We start from the raw sequence: 22252 nt of genomic DNA, 5'->3' as shown, positions 1-22252 counted from the left end.
CGCGAAAACGCTGGCTGATCTGGTGCGGACCGACCGGCACAATCATCGATTGGTCGCCGCCGACACCGTCGAGGTCAAGGCGATCACGGTGATGGCCCGTACGCATCAGAATCTGGTGTGGGCGCGCTCAGCACAACAGAACGTGTTGCGCGCTCAACTGGGCGCCTACTATCCGGCCGCGGTCGATGCCTTCGGCGGCGACCTCGCCCACAAAGACTGCCTGGCGGTGTTGCGTCGCGCTCCCACCCCACGACAGGGAGCGGCACTGACGGTCGCGGCGATCCGATCAGCTCTGAAAAAGGTTGGCCGCCAACGCAATACCGATACCCGTGCCCGCGAGATCCAGCAGGCCCTGCGTGGGGGCGGTCATCTGAGCGCACCGGAGGCACTTACCGCAGCGTATGCGGCGACCGTGACCGTGACGGTGAACATGCTGACGACGCTCAACACCCAAATTGATCAACTGGAAACCAGTATGGCCCAGTCTTTTAGAGCGCATCGCCGACGCCGAGATCTACCTGTCCATGCCCGGAGTCGGTGACATCACCGGCGCCCGGATGCTTGGCGAGTTCGGGGACGACCCCGAACGCTATGCCACCGCCAAGTCTCGCAGAAACTATGCCGGCACCTCACCACGGACCATCGCCTCAGGCAAAGGGCACGTCGTGCTGGCCCGCCATATCCGCAACACCCGCCTCAACGCCGCCGCCATGGCGATGGCGCAAAGCGCGTTGACCGGCAGTCCCGGCGCCCGCGTCTACTACGACAGCCTGCGAGATCAGAAGAAGTCCCACCCCCAAGCCTTGCGTGCGCTCGCCAACCGGCTCATCGGCATCCTCCACGGCTGCCTCAAACACCGCACCCTCTACAACGAACACACCGCCTGGAACCACCGCGCCAACCTCGCCGCTTGACACCTTGCACCCCTGGGATGTCTTCGTGGCTCGCTTCGCTCGCACCTCAGGGAGCAGACGTTGGCTCGCTTCGCTCGCACCTCAGAATTGTCGTACCCACGGCATAGCGTGTGCACGACTGACACCGGGACGAGGGGACTTCGATGCCGAGCAGGATCGCTGCATTTCAGAACCACGACGCTGCGACGCTCGCCGGTTATCTCGAAGTGTGTGAGGACCAGTGGGAGAACTGGCAGAGCCGAGCAAACGGCGCCCGGTTGGTAGCAGCCGATTCGCGGACCATCCGGTTCTACGACGACGAGGCCGCGTACTGGAGCCACTTCGCGGAGATGCTCCGTTCCGCGATTGCCGAGGTGGAGGCGTCGACTCGACGAGCAGGGCGCCGACGACCGGCGTGACGTACCGGAGCTGACCACGCCGGGGTCCACCCCCGCCAGGCCGCATCCGAAAACCCTTGGCGCAGCGTCGTCTCCGCCTCGCCGATCTGGTAAGTTGGATCACACCCCATCCACGATCGGAAGATGTTGTGACGGAAGCGAATAAGTCTGGCCGACGCCCGGCGTACCAGGTCGTGGCCGACGCGCTTCGCGTACGCATCCTGGCGGGTGAACTGACCCCCGGTACCCGGCTGCCACCCGACACAGACTTGCGGGCCGAGTTCGGCGTGGGGCAGAGCACCGTCCGGGAGGCCATCCGGTCGCTCGCCAGCGAGAATCTCGTCCACACGACGCGCGGGGTCACCGGTGGAACGTTTGTCGCCACCCCCGACATCAGCCAACTGAGCGCTCACCTCGAAGCCGGGGTCACGCTGCTCGCGGCGGCCGAGGGCGTGACTGTCGACCAACTGATGGAGGTCCGGCAGCTCACCGAGGTCCCGGCCGCCGGCGTGGCCGCGTACCGCCACACCGACGCACACCTGGAAGAGTTGCGCGCCACCATCTTCGACGCCTCGGGCGAGATCGGTCCGGAGGTGTATGCGAACAACCAGGAGTTCCACCGCGTGCTGCTCCGGGCCGCGGACAATCCGCTTCTCGACCTGATCACCGTGCCGGTCTTCCGCGTCATCGGCAGTCGATTCAGCCGCGACGCCGCGCCCGAGGACTTCTGGAAGTGCGTCGACGAGGACCACCGCGCCATCCTCGATGCGGTAGAGAAGCGGGACTCCATGACGGCGATGACCCTCATGCGACGCCACCTCGACCACCTGGGTGACGTCTACAAGCAGATGGACCTGCTCAGACGCCAGGGCTGAGCAGGCCCGCCCCGCCCGAGTTCAGCCCACACCGACCCGGACCGGCGGGAGTCGCCGATGCCAGTCGGTGTGCGCCTGGAACTGATCGGCGAGTGCGAACAGCGTTCCCTCGCCACCTCTCGCCGCGGTCAACTGCGCCCCGATGGGCATGCCGGACGGATGCACGCCCACCGGTAGCGCCAGGGTCGGACCGTCGTGCAGCGACCACGGGTAGGTGAGCTGTCCCATCCGACGCGCCTGCGCCACAACGGCATCACCTCCACCGAGCGGCGGGACGTCGCCGGGCATCGCCGGGGTGAGGACCACATCGACCTCGCCGAACAGCTCAGCGGTCCCGGCACGGAACACGTCTCGCTGTCGCCGAGCGGCCACGACCTCCTCGTCGGAGATGCTCAGGCCCAGACGGATTCGTTCCCGGGTCGCGGGTTGGAACCGGCTCGGCTCATCGTTCAACCGCTCGGCGTGGGCCTCCGCCAGATCCGAGTAGATGAGGGTGTAGACGACGTCCTGTGCCGACTCGCTGTGACGTACCGGCACATTCACGATGCTGTGACCCAGTTCGCGAAGCAGGTCCGCGACGCCGGTCATCGCATTCCGTACTGCCGGATCCACGTCGTCGGTGACGAACGGCCACGGCATCGAGATGCGCAGCGGTCCGATCCGCAGCGGCGTCGGATCGGTGCCGGCGAGCACCGCGAACGTGTCACGGACCAGAGCGGCCGATCGTGCCAGTGGACCGACGGTGTCGAAGTCCGCACTGACGGGGAAGATCCCGGACATGTCGAGCACGCCGACCGACGGCCGCAGACCGGTCACGCCGCAGCACGCGGCGGGCAACCGAATCGATCCACCCGTGTCGGTACCGAGCGACACATCGACGACTCCCGCCGCCACCGCGACACCGGAACCGCCGCTCGATCCGCCCGGCACACGCGTCGGGTCCCACGGGTTCACCGGCCCGCCCGAGGCCGAATTCTGACTCGTCACACCGACCGCGAACTCGGCGAGGTTCAACGTCGAGGTGATCGTCGCACCCGCACGCTTCAACGCACCGACACAGACTGCATCGGACTCCGCCACCCGGTCGGCGAAGTACTTCGACCCACAGGTGGACCGCACCCCGCCGACCTCGATGTTGTCCTTCACACCGATCCGCACCCCGGACAGCGGGCCGGACTCAACCCCGGGATCGACGCCGAGCTCCTCGGGCACCCACGAGATGACCGTGTTCAAATGCTCAGCGAGCGAGACGATTTCGGCAGAGGAACTCCCGCCCGCCCTGGGAGCGGAGCGAGCGGGCCGATTGCCACCGACGCCGGAAGGGCCGGCGACAGAATCACCGGCCCTTCCTGTCGAACTGTTCAGGACGCCACCCGCGACGAACGCAGCTGCTCGGTGGCCGCTGCGTCGACCGTCCAGTCGTCGGTGTTCACGACGACACCGTAGTCCTGGCGTGCCTCCTCGGCGGTGAGGTACTCGTCCCACACGTCGGAGAGGACGGCGAACGGGTCGCGCAGGAACGGATCGCCGAAGCCGCCGCCCGACGGCATCCGGATCTCGAGACGCTCGCCCTCGCGGATGACCTCCTGGGTCACCTTGGAGAACAGCACCTCCTCGTCCGGGGTACCGGGATTGCGGACGAAGGATCCCGACGCGCCGCCGCCGCCGCCGAGAGCGCCGGCGGGCGGGTCGGTCCGGTTGTCGGCTTCCGACCCCAGGAAGGTGTCGGTCTGCATGTACCAGGTCCGCACGCTGCCGATGCCGCCGCGCCACTGGCCGGGAGCCGGTGACTCGTCGCGGAGTTCGTAGCGCTCGGCACGCATCGCGTGGTTGAGCTCGAGCTCCTCGATCGGGTTGTTACGGGTATTGGCCATCAGGGCGTCGACGGCGTCCATGCCGTCCTTGCCGTTACGGGCGCCGTAGGAACCCTCGTTGATCTCGATGTACACCCAGTACGACTCGCCGTCCTCGGCCAGACCGGAGTAGGCGATGGCGCACAGGGCGGCCGATGAACCGGCGATCGCCCGCTCGGGCAGCACCGGCGCGAGCGCCAGGTTGATCGAGTCGAAGATGCGGTTCACCTGCGAGAAGCGTGCGAAGCACGACGCCGGGAAGTCCGGGTTGAAGATCGTGCCCTCCGGCGCGTAGGCGCGCACCGGACGGAAGCAACCGTCGTTCTGCGGGACGAACTCCTCGGTGAGGTGCTCGTCGAGCAGGATCGTGCGGATGGCGCTGACCGCGACCGGCAGCACCGAACCCTCGAACGGCACGTTGAACGCCGTCGGCACCTGGTCGTTGGAACCGGTGAGGTCGATGAGGACGTCTTCGTCCTCGACCTGCACGCGGACCGCGACCTTCAGCGGCACACCGCGGTTCTTGCCGTCGTCGTCGAGGTAGCCGATCGGTGCTTCGTAGCTCCCGTTGGGGATCTGCCGGATCCGGCTGCGAAGCATCTCTTCCGAGTAGTCCATCCAGCGGTCGGCTGCACTCATGACGGTGTCGAGCCCGTGCTTCTCCAGCAGTTCGACGAACCGCTTCTCACCGATGCGCGAGCAGGCGATCAGCGCCTCGAGGTCACCGCGGTTCTGCTCCGGGGTGCGCACGTTGTCCAGGATGTGCTGGATCAGCATGTCGTTGCGGACGCCGCCGTCGTAGATCTTCATCGAGTCCATCAGCTTGCCCTCGGCCCAGACGTCGACGACGTCCATGCACAGACCTGGGAAGTTGCCGCCGATGTCGGAGACGTGACCGGTGCAGCCGGCGAAGCCGATGTGCTCACCCTCCCAGAAGATCGGGATGATCACGCCGTAGTCGGGGGAGTGTGCGGCACCGTGATACGGGTGGTTGTGCAGGATCACGTCACCGGGCTTGTACGTGCCGGCGAGCTTGCGGTTCACGCCGCGGATGTACGCGGGGATCGAACCACAGTGCATCGGAGTCGAATCCGACTCGCACAGCTCGCGGCCGTTGACGTCGAAGATGCCGGCGCCGAGGTCCTCGGACTCGCGGATGAGGCTCGAGTAGGCCATCCGGTAGAGGACCTGGGCCATCTCCTTGGCCATCGAGTTCAGCGCACCACCGATGACGCGCAGGGTGATCGGGTCGACCTCGACGGTGTTCCAGGTCCGGTTGGCCTCGGCGGCGAGCGAAACGCCGTCCGTGGGCATCAGAGCTTTCGCCATGTCAGGCGCTCCTCTCGATGATGATGTGGCCCACGGCGTCGACCGTGGCCTTCTGTCCGATGCCGACGATGGTCGTCGAGTCGAACTGCTGGACGATCGCGGGACCGTCGAAGGTGTTGCCCGCCTTGAAGAGTGCGCGGTCGTAGATGGGGGTGTCGACCCATTCCGGATCGGCCGAGTCGTTCTTCCAGAACAGCGCGCGGGTGGTGGCCTTGATCGCCGACGACGCGTCCGCGTCGCCCTTCTCGATCTCGGCGATGCGGATGTGCTCGACCGCGCCCACCCCGGTCACGCGGATGTTGACCAGCTGGACCGGCTTGTCGTCGAAGCGCTGCGAATACGTACGGCCGTGGACCTCGTGGAAGGTGGCCGCGGTCTTCTCGACCCATTCGTCGGTGATGTCGCCGGCAGGTGCGGGCACCCGGAGCTCGTAACCCTGTCCGACATAACGACAGTCGACGCTGCGCTCGAGAGTGATCGCGTGCTCGGCGATACCGTCGGCGCGAAGCTGGGCGACGGCCTGCTCGGACAGCCGGTCCATCTCGCGACGCAGCAACTCCAGATCGGGTTCGGCCGACGAGGTCCACACGGTGGTCGGCACCTCGTAGCGAACATCGGTGGTCAGCAGGCCGACCGCCGAGGTGATCCCGGGGTGGCCGGGCACGATGACACGCGGAATGCCGAGGTGTTCGGCGATCTGCCAGGCGTACAGGGGTCCGGCGCCACCCTCGGCGACCAACGAGAACTCGCGCGGGTCATAGCCTTTGCGCACCGAGTGCAGCGAGATGGCCTCGGTCATCGAGTGCGCGAGGATCTGGAAGATGCCCATCGCCGCGTGCTCGATGTCGGCACCGAGCTTGTCGGCAATGTGGGTCTGGACCGCCTCGGTGGCGAGTTCGGTCTTGACCTCCATGGTTCCCGACAGGAAGCTGTCCTCGCGGAGCCAGCCCATGACGACCATCGCATCGGTGGATGTGGGTTCGGTGCCGCCGCGGTTGTAGCAGGCCGGGCCGGGCATGGCACCGGCGCTGCGCGGTCCGACGCGGAACATGCCGCCCTCGTCGATGCTGGCGATGGATCCGCCGCCGGCACCGATGGTGTCGACCTCGGCCATCGGCACCATCGCGTGGTAGTCGCCGATGCGGGTGTCGAGCAGGTGCTTCATGCGGAGCTTGCCGTCGGGGGCGACGCCGATGTCGGCGGAGGTGCCGCCCACGTCGAGGGTGATGACGCTCGGGTAGCCCGACGCCTTGCCGATGAAGCAGCCGCCGAGGAGTCCGGCGACGACACCGCTGGTCAGGAGCGAGACCGGGACCTCGCTGGCGCTGCGCGACGTGACGAGACCGCCGGCGGAGGTCATCAGGTGGACGTCCTCGCCGACCTGTGCGGCCTTGGCCTTGCCGGCCAGGTTCTCGATGTAGCGGGAGGTCTTGGGGCCGACGAACGCGTTGAGCGCGGTGGTGGAGAAGCGCTCGTACTCGCGGTACTGCGAGGCGACGTCGCTGGACAGCGAGACGAACACGCCGGGGTACTCCTCGGCGATGATGTCCCGGACGCGGTGCTCGTGGGCCGGATTGCGGTAGGCGTGCAGGAAGGCCACCGCGATGGCCTCGACACCGCGCTCGCGGAGCAGGCCCACCTCGCGGCGAACGGCGTCCTCGTCGAGCGGGGTGAGCACGTTTCCGGCCGCGTCCATCCGCTCGGCGACGGTGCGCCGGTTGCGACGGGGCACCAGCTGCCACTTCTGCCACGGCAGATCCTGGTAGTTGGAGTAGTTCAGGGGGCGCTTCTTGCGCGCGATGTGCAGGATGTCCCGGAAGCCGTCGGTGGTGATCATGCCGACGTCACTGCCGTTGTGCTCCAGCACGATGTTGGTGGCCACGGTCGTGCCGTGGAAGAACATCTCGATGTCCGCGACGTCGATGCCCGCGCGTTCGGCGAGCACCCCGATCCCGTCCATCGTGCCGATCGAGGGATCGTGGTTGGTCGACGGCGTCTTGTGCACCGTGACCGTCCCGTCGTCGTCCCACAGGACCAGGTCGGTGAACGTGCCGCCCACATCCACGCCGATTCGCTTCATCGAAACTCGCTTCCTCTGTACATGCCGTCACCCCGACGTCTTCAGCTGTGTCCCCGATGACGGGAGTGATCTGAGCCATAGCTGCGCTCCGGCGCATCATGCAATACATCGGAGGGTTTCGGCAACACCTGCGGCGAAACTCAGGGTATTGCCAGGATGACGAGATCCTTGACGTTCTAAAGATCAGATGTTTATGGTGGTCCGCGTCACGGCTCGTTGTGTGCATTCCACGACGCCGCACCCTGAGGAGGACCATTGACCACCCATCCCGCCACTCTCGGACGCTTCTTCGAGGACTACGTCGTGGGCGACGTCTACCAACACCCGATGGGCCGCACCATCACCGACACCGACAACGCGTGGATCACATGCCTGTCGATGAACACCAACCAGAACCACTTCAACTCCCACCTCGCCGCGACGAATCCCATCACCGACGGCAAGGTCATCGTGAACTCGGGTCTGACCATCGCCCTGGTCCTCGGACTCTCGGTCATCGACATGAGCCAGAACGCGGTCGCGAACCTGCAGTTCACCGACGTCAAACTGGCCCACCCGGTCTACGTCGGCGACACCATCTACGCCGAGAGCATCTGCACCGACCTGCGCCTGTCCCAGTCCCGTCCCTACGCGGGGATCGTGTCGATGGTGACCCGCGGGATCAACCAGGACGGCGAGGTCGTCATCTCCTGGAAGCGTTCGGTGATGGTCGCGACCCGCGAGAGCGGCATCGGACAGAACTACTTCCCCGAGGTCAAGGCCCCGTCCCTGACCGAGCTGACCGGAACCACCGAGGGGAGCGTCGGATGAAGCCGCTCGAGGACGTCCGCATCATCGCCATCGAGCAGTACGGCGCCGGCCCGTTCGGCAGCGTCCACCTCGCCGACCTCGGCGCGGACGTGCTGAAGATCGAGGAGCCGCAGTCCGGCGGCGACGTCGGAAGGTATGTCCCCCCGTACAACTCGGGCGAGGATTCCCTGTTCTTCGAGGCCTTCAATCGCAACAAGCGCAGTCTCTCACTGGATCTCGCGACCCCCGGCGGCCGCAAGGTGTTCGAGGACCTCGTCCGGACCAGCGACGCGGTCTACTCCAATCTGCGCGGCGACGTCCCGGCGAAGATCAAGATCACCTACGACGATCTCAAACACCTCAACCCGGCGATCGTCTGCTGCAGCCTGACCGGCTTCGGCATGACCGGTCCGCGCGCCAAGCAGCCCGGTTACGACTACATCCTGCAGGGCCTGGCCGGCTGGATGGACCTCACCGGCGATCCGGACGGACCGCCCACGAAATCCGGTCTGTCCCTTGTGGATTTCTCCGGCGGATTCGTCGCCGCCCTGAGCCTGATGGCCGGTCTGCACGCCGCGCGCCGCGATGGTGTCGGCGGCGACTGCGACGTCTCGCTGTACGACACCGCGGTCTCCATGCTCACCTACCCGGCCGCATGGCATCTCAATGCCGGTTACCGTCCGGGTCGCACCAAGAACTCGGCGCATCCGTCGCTGGTGCCGTTCCAGGCCTTCGAGGCCACCGACGGTTGGTTCGTCGTCGGCTGCGCCAAGGAGAAGTTCTGGGTGCGCCTCGCCGAGGCCATCGGTCTGGCCGAGCTGCTCGACGATCCGCGGTTCACCGACTTCGCCGCCCGCGGACAGCACAAGGACGAGCTGCTGCCGATCCTGGAGAAGCGATTCGCCGAGTCGACCGTCGACCACTGGGTGTCGCTGCTTACCGACGCGGGGGTTCCCACCGGGCCGATCAACGACGTCGAGCAGGCGCTCACCGAGGAGCACACGCTCGCACGCGGTCTCATCGCCACCACCGAACACGAGGTGTGGGGTGAGGTCCGGCAGGTGACCTCGCCGGTGCGTTTCGGCACGGACAAGACGGAGTATCGTCGGGCACCGCATCGCAACGAGAACTTCGACGAGGTGATGGGTCTGCTGGGCTACAGCGCGGACGACGTCCGTGGTCTCGTCGACGGCGGCGCCTTCGGCGCGGTCGCCCAGACTCCCTCCGGTCAGGCCCCCTCCGGTCAGGCCCCGTCGTGACCGCCCGCCGACTCGCGAGCTGGGCCGCCGGCCTGAGCATCGACGCCATCCCCGAGACCACCCGCCGCGCCGCACTCCGACACCTGCTCGACGGCATCGGCAACGGGATCGGGGCCCGGCGCCTCGACCAGGGCGGACCGGGGTTGACGGTGGCTCGCGCGCTCGGCGGTCCCGCCCAGGCCCACCCGCTCGGAGATGCCGAGGCGATCTCGTCCCCCGCGGCGGCGTTCGCCAACGGCGTGCTGATGCATGCGCTCGACTTCGACGACACGCACGCCGGCGCGCTGGTGCACCCGACGACGGTCGTGGCCCCGGCGGTGCTGGCGGTCGCCGAGGAGGTCGACGCGACCGGCGCCGACACCGTCGTCGCGCTGGTGGCCGGGCTCGAGGTCGCGTGCCGTCTCGGCGCGGCCGCGCCCCACGGATTCCATGCGCGCGGACTGCACGCCACCGCCGTCGTCGGTCCGCTCGCCGGTGCCGTCGCCGCCGGATTGCTGTACGGCGCCGGGACCGATGTGCTCACCAACGCGATCGGCATCGCCGCGTCGTCGTCGGGTGGGCTCCTCGAGTTCCTCGACACCGGCGCGAACACCAAGACCCTGCACCCCGGGAACGCGGGCTTCAGCGGTGTCCTGGCCGCGCGGCTCGCGGTGGCCGGGGCGAGCGGACCCGAGTCGGTGCTCGAAGGCCGCCGCGGTCTGTACCGTGCGCTGGCCGATCGCGAGATAGATCCCGACACCATCGTGGCCGACCTCGGAACCCGCTGGGAGAGTGCCAGTATCGGCATCAAGCCGTACCCGAGCTGCCAGCTGATGCATGCCGCGCTCGACGCGGTCGGCGCCGCACTGGTCACGGCCGGTGAGCAGGGTCGCGAGATCACGCCGGGGAACATCACGAGCATCGCCGTCGACGTCCACCCCGACAGCGTCGAGATCGTCTGCGGCCCGGGCACCGGTACCCGCAGCCCGCGCAGCGCCTACGACGCCAAGTTCGATCTGCCGTGGAGCGTCGCCGCCCTCGTGCACGACGGTGCCGTCACCGTGGACACCTACGCTGTGGACTCGATCGGGCGCCCCGAGGTCGCGACCACCGCGGGACTCGTCGAGGTCACCACCGTGCCCGATGACCGCCCGGCCGCCGACGCCGCCGGCCGGGCGGTCATCACCTTCGCCGACGGCTCCCGGGTCGTCGGCGAGGTGCCGTGCAGCCGTGGCACTTCGGGCCGACCGATGGACGACGCCGCCGTGGCCGCGAAGTTCCGCGGGAACAGCGGTGGCGAAGATGCCTCCGATGACCTCGTCGACGCGGTGTTCGGTCTCCCGAACGCATCGTCGGTCGTACCGATCACCACCCTCGCGACGACCATCGTCGCCGCCGGCTGACGCACACCACGCCCATCTCGCCGTGGGTTTGCCGCCGCGAACCCGTCCGGTCACGCCTGAGAGCAAGGATCACAATGGATTTCAGTTTCAACTCCGAACAGCGCGACTTCCGCGCCGCCCTGCGCCAGCTCGTCGACAAGGAGATCATCCCGGTCGCCAACGAGTGGGAGCGCACCGGCCGGTATCCCACCGAGATCGTCGACCGGTTGCGGGAGATGGGTCTGTTCGGGATCACCACGCCGGAGGAATTCGGCGGACTCGAACTCGACATGGTGTCCTTCACCCTCGTCTACGAGGAGCTCGCACGCGGTTGGATGGGGATCGCCGGAATCCTCGGCAGTCACAACCTGTCCTGCTGGATGATCGCGCGCCACGGCACCGACGAACAGAAGGCACAGTGGCTCCCGCGCCTGGCAAGTGGTGAGTGCCGCACCGGAATCGGCCTCACCGAGCCGGGGGCCGGAACGGATCTACAGGGCATCAAGACGACCGCCACCAAGGACGGCGACGACTACGTCATCCGCGGCACCAAGACCTGGATCACCAACGCGCGCCACGCGAATGTGCTTCCGGTACTGGTGAAGACCGACCCGTCGGCCACTCCGGCGCACAAGGGCATGAGCATCCTGCTGGTGGACACCACCACGCCCGGCTTCGAGGTCCAGCGGGACATGGGCAAGCTCGGCTACAAGGGCACCGAGTCGTGCGAGATCTTCCTCGATGAGGTGCGCGTCCCGCAGTCGACGCTGCTCGGCGGCGTCGAGGGCCGGGGCATGCAGCAGGCGCTGTCGGGCCTCGAGATCGGTCGGTTGAACATCGCCGGCCGTAGCGTCGGCATCGCGCAGGCGTCGTACGACGCCGCGCTCAACTATTCACGTGAGCGGACGGCATTCGGCAAGCCGATCTCGGACTTCCAGGCCATCCAGCTCAAGCTCGCCGACATCGCCACCCAGCTGCAGGCGGCGCGTCTGATGACGTACTGGGCAGCGGCCAAGGCGGATTCGGGTGCCCGCGTCGACGGCGAGGCCGGCATGGCGAAGTACTTCGCGTCGGAGACCGCGATCACCGCGAGCCTCGAGGCGATGCGCATCCACGGCGGATACGGCTACTCGACCGAGTTCAACGTCGAGCGCTACTACCGGGACGCGCCGCTGATGTCGATCGGCGAGGGAACCAACGACATCATGCGCACGGTCATCGCCAAGGCGCTCGTCAACGGCACCGTCACGGTCGGATGACGCAGACGCTGGTCTTCCTGTACGTCCCGGGCGACCGGCCCGAGCGCTTCGACAAGGCGGTCGGGTCGGGGACCGATGCCGTGGTCCTCGACCTGGAGGACGCGGTGCCGTTGTCGGGCAAGGACACCGCACGCATCGCCGTCGGCGCGTGGCTGGAGAACCGCGACCGGGACGGCGTCCCCGTCTGGGTGCGGGTCAACCCCGGAGCCGAACTCCTCGACGACCTCACCATGGCGGTGCGGGCCGGCGCCGACGGCGTCTGGCTGCCCAAGGTCGACGACGCGGCGACGCTCGAGCGGGTGGACACCATGCTGGCCGAGCTCGAGGCCGAGTGGGGACGACCCCGCACACCGGTGTCGCCGCTGATCGAGACCGGGGCCGGACTCTGCAACGCGGCGTCGATCGCGGCCGGACCGCGGGTCGAGTTCGTCCAGATCGGGGAAGTCGATCTCGCCGCCGACCTCGGGGTCACCTCGGTGGTCGGCAATGAACTGCTGTGGGCACGCTCGCAGGTGGTCGCCGCGTCGGCGGCGGCGCGGATCGGTCCACCGCTCGGCGCGGCGTCGCCGGTCATCGACGACCCGGACGGCTTCGCCGACGAGACCCGACGGCTGACCGCCCTCGGGTTCCTCGGGCGCGCCTGCATCCACCCGCGACAGATCGCCCCTGCCCGAGCAGGGATGGCGCCGACCGACGCCGAGGTCGCCTCCGCCCGCGACGTCCTGACCGCCTTCGACGCCGCGGGAGGCGCCGCGGCCACCGACAGTGCGGGCCGTCTGATCGACGAGGCGGTCGCGCGGATCGCCCGGCGAACTCTCGCCCGGCAGTCGACGTAGGATCGACAGCGCCGGGGCGGGGCGACCCACGGTTTCCTGCTCGGTGCCGGACCCGACCCCTCACGCGAACATCGAAACGGAGACGAACATGGTGGACAACATCCTGTGGCAGGCGATCCAGGACAACGAACTGGCACTGGCCGTACTGCAGTACGTGTTCTCGGGCGTCAAGTAGGGGAATCCCGAAACAACCCGCAATCACGTTGCGGCAGCTCGGTCCGAATTGCGGGCCGAACTGCCGCAACAAACATTTTGGGACGTATTTCAGAAATCGATCCGGTGAATTCACCGGCTACTCGGGCGGTGTCTGAATTGTCCGCTAGTGTTTAGCGATGCTCACAGGCACGCGCGGTAATCGATGGCTGGTGCGTCTCTCGGTGACGGCACTTGTGCTGGCGGTGGCCGCAGGTTTGGCGATCGTCGCCCCCGGTCCGTCGCAGGCGGCGCCCGTGGTGAACCCCAAGGCCGGAAAGCTCGTCGCGCAGGCCGACTTCCAGGTCAAACGGGACGGTTTCTCGTTCGAGAACTGGGGGCCGAACGACGCTCTGCACACTCGTGGTTTGAGCATCGAGGGCATGCGGGCGGTCTTCGGTGACGAGGTCTGCGCCCGAATCGTGGTCGGAGTCTGTTCGCCGACGACGGTTGCCGAGCTCGTCCAGCAGGAATTCAACGAGTCGATGGCGGGCGGGCACTGCTTCGGGATGGCCGCCCTGGCCGGACTGTATGCCACCAAGCGGTTGAACCCGTTCCCGCTGGCGATGCCGTGGCAGTCCGTCTACAGCATCGGCCCGTCGGCGCCGCTCGACGAACTCATCGCGCGGATGTTCATCACCCAGGGCTTCCCGCCCACCGACCTCCTCGAGTCAGAGGTCACCGTCACAGAGGCGCTGTCCCGACTGCGCTCGGCGTGGGCGCGCAACGACAACTACGTCCTGGCGATCTACACCGATGAGGAGCAGAGCGCCGGGCACGCCATCAACCCGATCGCCATCCGCGACCTCGGGCAGGGCAAGCGCGGCATCGTCGTCTACGACAACAACTTCCCCGGCGTGGAGAAGATGATCGTCGCCGACCCGGCTGCCAACAGCTGGTACTACTCGACGGCCACCAACCCGTCCGAGCCGACACTGTTGTTCCAGGGGTCGCCGGCCAACAAGATGATGCTTGTTCCGCTGGCACCGATCCTGGCACGTCATCAGGATCCGGAGCTGCGCAACGACGAGACGGTCGTGATGGTGTCGGACAACAACGGCGGTGCGCGCGGTGTCGGCGACGTCGACTGGGATGTGCGGGTCACCGATCCCGCCGGTCGTGCGATCCCTGGTGTCGACAAGAAGATCTTGTTCAACAACGACAACTCCGCGACGTTCACAGTGCCCGCGAACCGGAAGTTCCGGATCGTCGTGGACGGGGTGGAAGCGGGTCGGACCGCGGACATCGACGCCACAGTGCTCAGCGCGGGCGGCGTGGTCGCGATGGGTGATCTCGAGGTGCCCGCGGGTGCGGTCGCGGTCATCGACGCCGATCCGGCCCGGCACGGGATGCGGGTGACCTCGTCGGCACCGTCGACCGCGGAGTTCGAAGTCGCGACCGAGAATTCGCTGCGATCACTGTCGACCGAGACCACGCAGTTGGCGATCGGCCCGGGCTCGGCGGTCTCGGTGGGGGCCACCTCTCCGTCGGGAGTGACCGTTCGATCCGAAGGACGGGCACAGCGGCTCCGACTGGAGGTCGAACGAAGCGACACCTTCACCGATCGCGTCGCGGTCAGCCCGACGTCGATCTCGCTGCCCGCGGGCGCGACGGTCACGGTGCCGGTGAATCTGTGGCCCGGGTTCGGACCGCTGCCGGCGACCCTGCGTAGCGGCGCGTCGATCACGCCTGTACCGCTGAGCGTGCGGTGACGGCCACGTCGCGTCGCGTCCGCATCGCACTGGGGGTCGTCGTCGCCGGCGTGTTGGGACTGTCCGCGTGCTCCACGGGAACCACGCCGACCCCGACCCCCAGCAGCAGTGCCACAGCCGCCCCGGTCGAGTACCTCGACGAGGTGACCGTCCACCGGTTCGACTACCCGACGCCGGACGATGGTGACTCCGAACAGAATTGGGCCGAGCTGTACCTGCCCGCGGGTGAGCAACGGGTCGACACGATCCCGCTGGTGGTCCTCATCCACGGCGGTGCCTGGCAGAGCGCCCTCGGGGCCGACGTCTTCGAGCCGCTGGCACGAGACCTGGCCGATCGGGGCATGGCCGTGTACAACATCGAATACCGCCGCGTCGGATCGGGCGGTGGTTGGCCGACGACGTTCCGGGACGTCGCGAGCGCCCTGGACCACGTCGTCGTGGTGGACCGGCAGTTCCCGCAGATCGACACCGACGACGAGCTGGTTGTCGGGCACAGTGCCGGAGCGCAACTCGCGGTCTGGGGCGGCACCCGGCACAAACTGGACGACGACGAGGTCGGTGCGCGGCCGCTGTTTCGCCCGACGCGGGTCGTCTCGCTCGCCGGTCCACTCGACATGACCTATGCGGCCACGCATGGCGACGACCGGATCGTGACCGCCCTCGGCGGCACCCCGGCGCAGGTCCCGCAGCGGTACACGATGGTCGATCCCATCCAGAACATCGATCCCGACACCCCCGTGGTCGCCGTTCACGGAACCGCCGATCGGATGGTCGCGCCGGCCAATTCGCAACGCTACGTCGCCGCCGTCGTGCGTGACGGCGGTGACGCCGAGGCCGTTCTCATCCGTGGCGGCAACCACGGGTCGGTGGTCACCTCGACTGCGCCCGAGTACCCGCGGGTCCTCGACATCATCTCCGGAGCGTCGGCGGCGGATGTGCAGGACGTGGCCTGAGCTGGTCGTCGGCACCGGAACAACAGTGCCTCCGGGCCGGCTCAGAGGGTCACGAGACTCGCTGCGGGCGTGTACTTCTCCCGCTTGATCCGCCGGGGCGGCATGCGTCGTCGCTTGAGGGCCCGGACCCCCGCCTCGACCATCGCGGGCGGGCCGCAGAGGTATGCCGAGTGGTTGCGGCAGGAGTCGAAGTCGGCCATCATCGCGTCACCGACGTAACCGGTACGGCCGCTCCACTCTTCGCGGCTGAGGCAGGGCGTGTACCGGACATTCGGGTGCTCGGTCTCGAGTGCGCGCCAGAAGTCGACGTCGTACAGCTCGGCCTCGGTGCGGACGCCGTGGTAGACGTGGATCTCACGATCGGGGTCGGCGTCGAGTACTGCTCTCGCGATCGACTTCAGCGGCGCGAGACCGGTGCCCCCGGCGAGCAGGATGAGCCCGACGTCGGGTTCGCCCGGCTGATGGCAGAAGTCGCCCCACGGTCCCGTCATGGACACCGCCGCCCCGACCGTCAGGGAATCGAAGATCCACCGGTCGGTGGCGAGACCGTCTGGCTGCCTTCGGACGTGGAACTCGAGAGTGTCGGATTCGCTGGGCGGGTTGGCCATCGAGTACGGCCGGGTCTGGCCGGTGCCCGGGATCGACAACTCGACGTATTGGCCGGCCGTGAACTCGAACGGTTCGTCGAGTGACACCGTGATGGACACGGTGTCATCGGCCACCGCGGTGATCGAACCGACCGTTCCGGCGACATCGCGCAACAGGTGATGGCGCTCGCCGCACTCGGCGGCTGGCGGTTCGACGGCGATGTCGGTGATGGGTGTCGACTGACACGACAGCACGTATCCCTGCTGCTGCTCGGCGTCGGACAGGACACTGTCGGGGGCAGGCGGGGCGGTCACCATGCCGTCGATCACCCGGACCTTGCAGGTGCCGCAGGTGCCCTGGTTGCAGGAGTTGGGAATCCACACCCCCTGGCGCAACAGGGCATCGAGAACTCGCTGTCCGTCACCGCAGGTCACCGAGGTGTTGCCGGCGTCGATTCGGAAGGTCGTCGGGCCGGGCCGGGTCGTCGGGTCGGACACGTCACACCTCCCACACCGTGTGCAGTGACGTCGGCCCGCGGAAACCCCAACCCCAGAACTCGACGTCGCTGCTGTTGTCGCGCTCGAGGTTCGGGATGGACTCGAACAGCTCCTCGAGTCCGATCCGGCACACGTGATTGGCGAAGTAGATTCCTGCGCAGGCGTGGTTGCCGGCACCGAATGCGAGATGCGGCAACGGCGGTCGGGTGATGTCGTAGTCCGACGGTGCCTCGTAGACGGAGTGGTCATGATTGGCCGAACCGTACGACATCAGGACCACTGAGCCCTCCGGTAGGTCGACGCCCGCGACCTCGACGTCCTTCGTACTGATCCGGGCCGTGGCCGACCAGATCGGTGACGTCCACCGCATGCCCTCCGAGATCGCGCGCGGGATCAGGTTCGGCTCGTCGACGACCTGCTCGAATTGGTCCGGCCGGCTGAAGAGGCCGACCAGTGTGGAGGCCATGGCGTGGCCAGGCTCCTGCATCGCTCCGAGGAGGTATACGTACAGCGTCGGGTAGATGTAGTCGCGGTCGCGCGTCTGTCCCTCGGGCATACCGTCGTGCAACCAGTGGGAGATCGCGCTGTCGTCGGGATTCTCGATCCAGTTGTCGATCAGCGGATTGACGATCGACTGGATCTCCAGCTTCGCGGCGTCGGCCTCGGCGAAGCCGTCCGGGTTGGTGAACTCGCCGTTCTCGTCGACTCCCGCGTTGGTGAACGACGCCGACAGTTTGTGGAACCATTCGCGCAACTTGTCCGAACTCACCGACTGAAGGCCGAGAAGGTCGCCGAGCGCGCGCACGCTGACGGGTTCGCAGTACTGGGCGACGAGTTCGGCGCGCCCCACGTCCTCGAAGTCGCTCAGGTACCGGCGGGCGATCGGCCGGACGAGGTCGTCGATCCACCGGTCGACCTCCTGGGGTTGCAGGGCTGGATCGACCATCGACCGTAGGTCGTCGTGGATCGCACCGTTCACCCCGATCACTGCCGGGTGTCCGAAGGTACGGCCGCCGGCCTTGGTGATCACCGCCTCGAAGTCGGGGCTGGTGGCGATCGACCGGCAGATGTCCGCGGTCGTCGCGACATACGACCCGAGAACCGGGACATAGGCGAGCGGCGCCTCGGCGCGAAGCCGTTCGTAGACGGGGTAGGGGTTGCGTTCGAGTTCGGTCATCGTGATGTCGTCGATCCACGACATGGTGCTGGTCATGGGTTCCTCCGCTGTGTTCGTCTCGAGAGCCGGGGGCGGCGGCCGGCAGGTTGTCGGCGACCCGGTGCGAGGTGACATTAGGGACCGCCGACCGGGCGGTCGATACGCTTCGCGCGTCGGCGGCACCGATCGCGCGGCAATGTGATCGCAGTCTCCGAACCGGGTGGCGAGTGTCGTGTGTCACCGGGTTGAATCGAGATGCACGACCCTGCGCGACCGGAGTACGAGGAAGAAGTCCATGCGGAGCACGACATCGACCAGCGACTGGGAGACGGCGCATCGTGCCGTCGAAGAGGTGTACTTCCCGCATGAGCTGACCGCGCTGTCGTCGCCGGATCAGCTGAATCTGAACCTGCAGACCGTCGAGCTGGGACCGGTCACGATCGGCAAGCTCAACTGGGGGACCGATGTCTCCATCTCCTGCGACTATCCGGGCGCCTACGAGATCAACATCCCGGTCCGCGGCGTCCTGGACTCGCGCGCCGGATCGGTGCAGACGACGTCCGAGGAGGGGACGGCCACGGTCTTCACCGCGGACCGCCCGTCGACGATCACCCGGTGGTCGGCGGACTGCGTCGTGGTCGGGGTGAAGTTCGACGCCGAGTACCTCGAACGTGAGGCCGACCGGGTCCGGGCGTCGGCGCTGCGTTCACAGTTGCGGCTGCCGGATCAGCTGGATCTCGCCGGACCCGACCAACAGGCATGGTTCGGGCTCGTGCGTGCATTGTCGGCTCAGGTGCGCGAACCCGCCGACCTCCTGTCGAACCCGCTGGTCGGACCGCAGCTGGCGAGCGCGATCAGCAGCGCGTTCCTCCTCGCTGTCTCTCCGGAAGAGGCGGGTACCGGTCTGCGCCCGCGGATGGTCAAGCGCGTGCTCGACGCGTTGCACGACGATCCCGGACGCGACTGGCGTCTGGCGGACATGGCCGAACTGAGCGGCTCGAGCCTCCGACGACTGCAGGAGGGCTTCGCCGAACACGTCGGTGCGAGTCCGACCCAGACGCTGCGGGACATCCGACTCGACCGGGCTCACCACGACCTCACCGAACCGGACAACACCGACACGGTGGCCGAAGTTGCTGCGCGATGGGGCTTTTCGAGCCCCAGTCGGCTGGCGGCCGCGTACAAGAAGCGCTACGGCATCCCGCCGTCGGAACACCGTCGGCGGTAGCCCTTTGGGACGTCCGGTCGAATCTGAGTCGGACCTTTGCAGTTCAGGCCCCATCGTGTCGTCGATCGGTTAGTTTCCGCACTGCGTGACCTCCGGACGTACCCATCGAAAGGCGCGGCCATGAAACGTCGCCATGCTCTGCTCGCCATCTTCTTCAGTCTTGCGCTGGCGGTGTCCGGGGGAGGGGTCGCGGCGGCCGCACCGAATCCCCTGAGATCGTTGGACTTCGGATCGCTGGGCGGGCCGGAGGCGGGTGGATGTTCCGCACAGTTGTTGTACAACGACGAACTGTTCGGTCCGAAGATTCTGGCGACCGATGCCCCGGTGGGTCCGCAGTTGAGGGGTTACGACCGGCTCGCGGGTCTGAGTCCGAGCGAGTTCCTGCAGACGTATCGGAAAGGGGACAAGTGGGACTATCCGGACCACGACGGATACACGCTGAACCCCGACGGGTCCGCCAAGAAGTCGGTGACCACCCTCAACCCGAACAAGCGGATAGATCGCTATGGTCCCGCCAATGGTCGCTTCCTGGCCCCCGCGGGCACGCACTACAAGAGGCGGGCGCTTCCGCCGGAGAACCTCGTCGACAAAGACAACCCTCAGTTCTGCAACTATCACGTGTACGTGGTCATGCGCCCGGTGAAGGTGTGGATCGGACGTATCGCCAAGGGCTTCGGTCAGCCGGGCGGCGGCATTCAATATCAGATCGACCAGCAGCTCCTCGATCCCGGGTTGATCGAGGACCATCGCGGATGTTTCAACGAGACAAGCGGTTTCGTCAACACCCAGTGGTTGCTGTGTTCGGGTGTGCTCGAGAGCGTCTTCCCCGGATGACGTCGGGCGCCGACGACCAGCTCGACCCCGAGATGCGCAGCCGGATAGCCGATCTCGCGGCGACGATGTCGGCGGAGCCGTCCGATGTGCCTCGCCTGGGTCACATCCCCGACGACGCGACGCCCTCGTGCGTGCGTGACTCGGACGGTGTGTGGCACTTGATCATCCGCGAACGCGGCACGGTGATGTTCGACCGGCAGTCCAGCGATCCAGAGGAGTTTCTGAGCTGGGTTGCGGTGGCGATCGCCGAAGCGGCGTCGTATCGGCTGCACTCGCCCGGCGCGCCCGACTATCTGCGCCGCATATGGGCAGAACAGTATCGGATGCTGACCGCGGCCGACCCGGAGTGGGCCCGTGCGTGGTTGGAGCGGACCCGGACAAGGTTGGTCGACCAGGGAGCCGACGATCGTGAACTGGCGCAACTGCCGGGCCGGCATCCCGGCTGAGACGAGGTTGGGAATCGGCGTCCACCGGTGTGGGCGGCGTAGCGGTGCAGGTTCGCTATCCCGAACTTGAAGACGATCGTAGGACCACCACGGTTGGTCGAGCTATCCTCATGCTCGTTCGACGATGCGGCACAGCCTGTTTCAGGCCGGTTATGTGGAGTCCACTCGAGTCCGAAGAGGGTCAGGGCGCGGGCCAGTTGTGGATCCGCGGCGTCAATGGGGGAGTGGTCGAGAACGCCGGAGTGGGGCTGATGTCGGGGTCGGCGGCGCGTTCATAGAGCGCCCACATGCGCAGCTGGTCGCCGTGTCGGGAGTCGAACTCGATCCCGTCGACCGCTGCATGGCCGTGGTCGGTGAGGGCGTAAATCCAGCGGGAGATGGCCTGGGTGAGCCCGCGGGGCCGGCCGTCCCGCAACGCGGCGGTGTCGAGGTCATCGAGCCCGTAGCGGATCGCGAGCGGCCGAAACACCGTCCGGAGGGTGGCGAGGCTGTCCGGGTCGGCGGGCACCGCGAACCGTCCGGTCAGGGTGCCGTGACCGATCATCCGTAGATCGCACCACGATCGCGGAACGTGGCCGGGCGGCAGCGCGGGGTAGTCCTGCTCGTCTTCCTCGTCGACGACGATGTCGTCGAGCTCGGCGATCAGTTGTGGGCTGGGTCGGGCGAAGGCGAGGACTTCGAGGTAGCAGGCCAGGGGAGTGTCGGCGCAGTACAAGGTGCGCCACACCCCCGTCGGGGTCGTCCCAGCGGCCGGCGAAGCGGTCGTCGGTGGCGTACTCCCATGGTGTCCACTCCCACGGGCTGGGCGCGTATCCGACTCGATATATGGGCGTGGCAGTCCGGATGCTGGTGGTGATCGGGCCGTGCGGGGTGCTGATCGTCGAAGGCTGTGGTTGGTTCATCCCACCGCGGCGAATTGGCGGGCGGCGGCGAGTACTTGCGGTCCGACGTCGGCGAGCTCGCCGTCGCGCAACAGCAATGCCGGCGCCCGGTCGTCGAGGACCGGGTTGAGGCCCTGGAACCAGGCTTGTGCGACGGCGGGGGTGTCGCGTTCGGTGATCAGGCGGGCGGCGCGGTAGGCGATCCGGAGCCGTTCGACGTCCTCGGGGTTGGCGATGGTGCGGGTGCCGTCAGCCCATTGCCGCACCGCCCGGGTCTCGCTCACCCGACCCAGGTAGGCGACCAGCCGCGCGCCGAGCAGATCTCGCAACGCAGCCACCAGTTCGGGCTGCGACATACGAGCCGCCTCGGCGTAGGCAGCTAGTGTTCTGAGTCATTAATTCGTGTGCAGTAGTGGGCGATGGAGTCGAGGATCTGGTCAGCGGTCTTGACCCACACGTAGGGGCGGGGGTTGTCGTTCCAGGTCTCGATCCATGCTCTGATGTCGGCGTTGAGCGCTCTCACGGTGCGGTGGGGGGAGCGTTGGAGCTTCTTGGTGGTCAGTTCGGCGAACCAGCGTTCGACGAGGTTCATCCAGGATGAGCTCGTCGGGGTGAAGTGGACAACGAATCGTGGGTGCGAGGTCAGCCATCGTTTGACCGCGGGCGTCTTGTGGGTAGAGGCGTTGTCCATGACCAGGTGGACGTCGAGCTCGTCGGGCACCTCGGCGTCGATCTTGCGGAGAAACCCGATGAATTCTGTTGCCCGATGCCGTGAGTGAAGCGAACCGATCACTTTTCCCGACGCGATGTCCAACGCCGCGTACAGACTGGAG

General features: G+C 67.3%; 21 protein-coding genes and 1 pseudogene. 14 read left to right on the top strand and 8 right to left on the bottom strand.

What is annotated here, in order from left to right; genetic code table 11:
* The 3 genes and pseudogenes from A9310_RS19685 to A9310_RS19675 all read left to right on the top strand — a co-directional run.
* Window positions 1–914: pseudogene (locus A9310_RS19685) on the top strand (transposase); the annotation flags it as partial.
* A 143-nt stretch (window positions 915–1057) separates the two neighbouring features.
* Window positions 1058–1312: a hypothetical protein gene (locus A9310_RS19680; RefSeq protein ID WP_058253038.1), complete on the top strand. Its 255-nt coding sequence runs from the start codon at window positions 1058–1060 to the stop codon at window positions 1310–1312.
* Window positions 1313–1440: 128 nt separating this feature from the next.
* The gene (locus A9310_RS19675; protein WP_065632057.1) at window positions 1441–2166 is read left to right on the top strand and encodes a FadR/GntR family transcriptional regulator; all 726 of its coding nucleotides are present in this window, start codon (window positions 1441–1443) and stop codon (window positions 2164–2166) included.
* Between the two features lie 21 nt (window positions 2167–2187).
* Here the strand turns inward: A9310_RS19675 and A9310_RS19670 are convergent, their stop codons facing one another.
* The 3 genes from A9310_RS19670 to A9310_RS19660 all read right to left on the bottom strand — a co-directional run bounded on the left by A9310_RS19670 (window position 2188) and on the right by A9310_RS19660 (window position 7428).
* Window positions 2188–3399, bottom strand: coding sequence for an amidase (locus A9310_RS19670; RefSeq protein ID WP_083207459.1), 1212 nt, complete (start codon window positions 3397–3399; stop codon window positions 2188–2190).
* Window positions 3400–3527: 128 nt separating this feature from the next.
* Window positions 3528–5348: a hydantoinase B/oxoprolinase family protein gene (locus tag A9310_RS19665; RefSeq protein WP_065632056.1), complete on the bottom strand. Its 1821-nt coding sequence runs from the start codon at window positions 5346–5348 to the stop codon at window positions 3528–3530.
* Between the two features lies 1 nt (window position 5349).
* The gene (locus A9310_RS19660; protein ID WP_065632055.1) at window positions 5350–7428 is read right to left on the bottom strand and encodes a hydantoinase/oxoprolinase family protein; all 2079 of its coding nucleotides are present in this window, start codon (window positions 7426–7428) and stop codon (window positions 5350–5352) included.
* Between the two features lie 255 nt (window positions 7429–7683).
* Between A9310_RS19660 and A9310_RS19655 the strand changes: the two genes are divergently transcribed.
* From A9310_RS19655 to A9310_RS19625, 8 genes are all read left to right on the top strand, one after another.
* Window positions 7684–8238 carry a MaoC family dehydratase gene (locus A9310_RS19655; RefSeq protein WP_065632054.1) on the top strand — a complete coding sequence of 185 codons (555 nt, stop codon included), beginning with the start codon at window positions 7684–7686 and terminating at the stop codon, window positions 8236–8238.
* On the top strand, window positions 8235–9476 hold the full coding sequence (locus A9310_RS19650) for a CaiB/BaiF CoA-transferase family protein (protein ID WP_065632053.1): 1242 nt from the start codon (window positions 8235–8237) through the stop codon (window positions 9474–9476). The genes A9310_RS19655 and A9310_RS19650 overlap by 4 nt, the downstream gene beginning before the upstream one ends.
* A complete protein-coding gene (locus A9310_RS19645) occupies window positions 9473–10858 on the top strand; it encodes an MmgE/PrpD family protein (RefSeq protein ID WP_065632052.1) in 1386 nt (461 codons plus the stop codon). Before A9310_RS19650 ends, A9310_RS19645 begins: the two co-directional genes overlap by 4 nt.
* A 74-nt stretch (window positions 10859–10932) precedes the next feature.
* Window positions 10933–12096 carry an acyl-CoA dehydrogenase family protein gene (locus A9310_RS19640; RefSeq protein WP_004020855.1) on the top strand — a complete coding sequence of 388 codons (1164 nt, stop codon included), beginning with the start codon at window positions 10933–10935 and terminating at the stop codon, window positions 12094–12096.
* Window positions 12093–12932, top strand: coding sequence for a CoA ester lyase (locus A9310_RS19635; RefSeq protein ID WP_064572082.1), 840 nt, complete (start codon window positions 12093–12095; stop codon window positions 12930–12932). The genes A9310_RS19640 and A9310_RS19635 overlap by 4 nt, the downstream gene beginning before the upstream one ends.
* A 43-nt stretch (window positions 12933–12975) precedes the next feature.
* Window positions 12976–13107, top strand: coding sequence for a hypothetical protein (locus A9310_RS26515; RefSeq protein WP_255220179.1), 132 nt, complete (start codon window positions 12976–12978; stop codon window positions 13105–13107).
* A 157-nt stretch (window positions 13108–13264) separates the two neighbouring features.
* Window positions 13265–14836 (top strand): hypothetical protein, encoded by a 1572-nt coding sequence (locus A9310_RS19630; RefSeq protein WP_065632051.1) that lies wholly within the window; start codon window positions 13265–13267, stop codon window positions 14834–14836.
* The gene (locus A9310_RS19625; RefSeq protein ID WP_101820400.1) at window positions 14833–15789 is read left to right on the top strand and encodes a S9 family peptidase; all 957 of its coding nucleotides are present in this window, start codon (window positions 14833–14835) and stop codon (window positions 15787–15789) included. The genes A9310_RS19630 and A9310_RS19625 overlap by 4 nt, the downstream gene beginning before the upstream one ends.
* A 41-nt stretch (window positions 15790–15830) precedes the next feature.
* Here A9310_RS19625 and A9310_RS19620 read toward each other — a convergent pair whose 3' ends face one another.
* Together A9310_RS19620 and A9310_RS19615 are read right to left on the bottom strand one after the other, a co-directional pair.
* Window positions 15831–16874 carry a 2Fe-2S iron-sulfur cluster-binding protein gene (locus tag A9310_RS19620; RefSeq protein WP_065632050.1) on the bottom strand — a complete coding sequence of 348 codons (1044 nt, stop codon included), beginning with the start codon at window positions 16872–16874 and terminating at the stop codon, window positions 15831–15833.
* A 1-nt stretch (window position 16875) separates the two neighbouring features.
* A complete protein-coding gene (locus tag A9310_RS19615) occupies window positions 16876–18087 on the bottom strand; it encodes a cytochrome P450 (RefSeq protein WP_004020850.1) in 1212 nt (403 codons plus the stop codon).
* Between the two features lie 238 nt (window positions 18088–18325).
* Here A9310_RS19615 and A9310_RS19610 point away from each other — a divergent pair, with 238 nt between their 5' ends.
* From A9310_RS19610 to A9310_RS19600, 3 genes are all read left to right on the top strand, one after another.
* The gene (locus A9310_RS19610) at window positions 18326–19258 is read left to right on the top strand and encodes an AraC family transcriptional regulator (RefSeq protein WP_058253049.1); all 933 of its coding nucleotides are present in this window, start codon (window positions 18326–18328) and stop codon (window positions 19256–19258) included.
* Between the two features lie 120 nt (window positions 19259–19378).
* Window positions 19379–20092 carry a TNT domain-containing protein gene (locus tag A9310_RS19605; RefSeq protein WP_058253050.1) on the top strand — a complete coding sequence of 238 codons (714 nt, stop codon included), beginning with the start codon at window positions 19379–19381 and terminating at the stop codon, window positions 20090–20092.
* Complete coding sequence (locus tag A9310_RS19600; protein ID WP_058253051.1) at window positions 20089–20538, top strand: Imm63 family immunity protein; 450 nt, start codon at window positions 20089–20091, stop codon at window positions 20536–20538. Before A9310_RS19605 ends, A9310_RS19600 begins: the two co-directional genes overlap by 4 nt.
* A 181-nt stretch (window positions 20539–20719) precedes the next feature.
* On the opposite strand, the gene A9310_RS19595 is transcribed toward A9310_RS19600, so the two are convergent.
* The 3 genes from A9310_RS19595 to A9310_RS19585 form a co-directional block, all read right to left on the bottom strand.
* Entirely contained in the window at window positions 20720–21265 is a 546-nt protein-coding gene (locus A9310_RS19595; RefSeq protein ID WP_223258854.1) for an RES domain-containing protein, read from the bottom strand.
* A gap of 171 nt (window positions 21266–21436) precedes the next feature.
* The gene (locus tag A9310_RS19590) at window positions 21437–21775 is read right to left on the bottom strand and encodes a hypothetical protein (RefSeq protein ID WP_033204248.1); all 339 of its coding nucleotides are present in this window, start codon (window positions 21773–21775) and stop codon (window positions 21437–21439) included.
* A 23-nt stretch (window positions 21776–21798) separates the two neighbouring features.
* Window positions 21799–22252 (bottom strand): IS630 family transposase (locus tag A9310_RS19585; protein WP_139104695.1); only part of this gene is annotated, 454 nt, incomplete at its 5' end.

Source organism: Gordonia sp. UCD-TK1 (assembly GCF_001691435.1).
Taxonomy (GTDB): Bacteria; Actinomycetota; Actinomycetes; order Mycobacteriales; family Mycobacteriaceae; genus Gordonia; species Gordonia hongkongensis.
Note: the sequence above shows the minus strand (reverse complement) of the source record. Positions and strands in the feature narration are given on the sequence as shown.

Excerpts from the sequence above, each read along its gene's own strand:
- A9310_RS19680 (WP_058253038.1), top strand. The coding sequence starts at position 1,058 with ATGCCGAGCAGGATCGCTGCATTTCAGAACCACGACGCTGCGACGCTC.
- A9310_RS19665 (WP_065632056.1), bottom strand. The coding sequence starts at position 5,348 with ATGGCGAAAGCTCTGATGCCCACGGACGGCGTTTCGCTCGCCGCCGAG.
- A9310_RS19660 (WP_065632055.1), bottom strand. The coding sequence starts at position 7,428 with ATGAAGCGAATCGGCGTGGATGTGGGCGGCACGTTCACCGACCTGGTC.
- A9310_RS19650 (WP_065632053.1), top strand. The coding sequence starts at position 8,235 with ATGAAGCCGCTCGAGGACGTCCGCATCATCGCCATCGAGCAGTACGGC.
- A9310_RS19640 (WP_004020855.1), top strand. The coding sequence starts at position 10,933 with ATGGATTTCAGTTTCAACTCCGAACAGCGCGACTTCCGCGCCGCCCTG.
- A9310_RS19635 (WP_064572082.1), top strand. The coding sequence starts at position 12,093 with ATGACGCAGACGCTGGTCTTCCTGTACGTCCCGGGCGACCGGCCCGAG.
- A9310_RS19630 (WP_065632051.1), top strand. The coding sequence starts at position 13,265 with ATGCTCACAGGCACGCGCGGTAATCGATGGCTGGTGCGTCTCTCGGTG.
- A9310_RS19615 (WP_004020850.1), bottom strand. The coding sequence starts at position 18,087 with ATGACCAGCACCATGTCGTGGATCGACGACATCACGATGACCGAACTC.
- A9310_RS19610 (WP_058253049.1), top strand. The coding sequence starts at position 18,326 with ATGCGGAGCACGACATCGACCAGCGACTGGGAGACGGCGCATCGTGCC.
- A9310_RS19605 (WP_058253050.1), top strand. The coding sequence starts at position 19,379 with ATGAAACGTCGCCATGCTCTGCTCGCCATCTTCTTCAGTCTTGCGCTG.
- A9310_RS19600 (WP_058253051.1), top strand. The coding sequence starts at position 20,089 with ATGACGTCGGGCGCCGACGACCAGCTCGACCCCGAGATGCGCAGCCGG.
- A9310_RS19590 (WP_033204248.1), bottom strand. The coding sequence starts at position 21,775 with ATGTCGCAGCCCGAACTGGTGGCTGCGTTGCGAGATCTGCTCGGCGCG.